Here is a 1,190-nt window from a genome sequence, read left to right as displayed (position 1 = left end):
CGATGCTCCCGCCGGACGCGCCGGAGCGGGCGGCGGCGACCGTGGCCCGGCTCGACGGACTGGTCGTCGCGGGCGGCCCGGACGTGGAGCCCGTCCACTACGGCGCCGAGCCCGACCCGCGCACGGGACCGCCCGCCCGGGCGCGGGACGCCTGGGAACTCGCCCTGATCGAGGCGGCCCTGGACCGCCGGGTCCCGCTGCTCGGCATCTGCCGCGGCATGCAGCTCCTGAACGTCGCCCTGGGCGGCACCCTGGTCCAGCACATCGACGGCCACGCGGAGGCGCCGGGCACCTTCGGCCACCATCCGGTCAAGCCGGTCCCCGGCACGCTCTACGCCGGCGTCGCCCCGGAACAGACCTCCGTCCCCACCTACCACCACCAGTCGGTGGACCGCCTGGGCAGCGGCCTGATCCCGTCGGCGTACGCGGAGGACGGCACGGTGGAGGCGATCGAACTGCCCGCCCCGGCCTGGGTTCTGGGAGTCCAATGGCACCCGGAGATGGGAAACGACCCACGCGTCATGCAGGCCCTGACCACCGCCGCTCTCCGCGGCCGGCCCCTGCCGCCGTGACCGCGGGCAGCCGTACCGCCTCAGCCGCGGGCAGCCGTACCGCCTCAGCCGCGGGCAGTCGTGCCGCGTCAGCCGCAGGTAGCCGTACCGCCTCGGCCGCGGGCAAATCGTGCCTCCCCCAGTGCCTTGAGGGCCTGGGAGGTGCCCCCAGCGGCACGGGTGGGCGCTGGGGGGTACCCCCTCTGGGGGAGGCACCCCGTAGGCGCCGGGCAGCGCGATCCACCCCCGCCCAGCCGCAACGTGGAGCACCCGGCGAACGCCAGCCCCTCACCCCCGCGTCAGCGACAGCAGATCCCGCGCAGGCCCGGTGGGCCGGTGCCCCGTGGGCCACACCGCACGCAGGTCCCGGGCGAGGGCGATCCCATTGACGGGAATCCGCACCAGCCGCCGCATCGCCAGCTCCTCCCCCACCGCGAGCTCGCTCAGCACCGCCGGCCCCGCCCCGCCCACAGCCGCCGCCTTCACCGCCGTGGTCGAGGACAGCTCGATCAACGGCCGGGCCAACCCGCCCAGCGCCGCGTCCAGGACCTGCCGCGTCCCCGACCCCTTCTCCCGCAGGATCAACGGCGTGCTCGCCAGCTCCTCCGCCGCGATCGGCCGCCGCCGACGGGCCCACGC

Annotated in this window: 2 protein-coding genes; one reads left to right on the top strand and one right to left on the bottom strand. The window is 76.5% G+C overall.

Annotation, left to right across the window (positions count from 1 at the left end):
• Positions 1-572, top strand: a 572-nt coding sequence (locus B7767_RS39475; protein WP_085576138.1) for a gamma-glutamyl-gamma-aminobutyrate hydrolase family protein, incomplete at its 5' end; no start/stop codon positions are given.
• 267 nt (positions 573-839) lie between these two features.
• On the opposite strand, the gene B7767_RS39470 is transcribed toward B7767_RS39475, so the two are convergent.
• Positions 840-1,190, bottom strand: a 351-nt coding sequence (locus B7767_RS39470) for a LysR substrate-binding domain-containing protein (RefSeq protein WP_256923731.1), incomplete at its 5' end; no start/stop codon positions are given.

Origin of the sequence: Streptomyces sp. 13-12-16 (assembly GCF_002114215.1) — a bacterium.
Lineage (GTDB): Bacteria > Actinomycetota > Actinomycetes > Streptomycetales > Streptomycetaceae > Streptomyces.
This window is presented reverse-complemented; position numbering and strand designations above follow the sequence as displayed.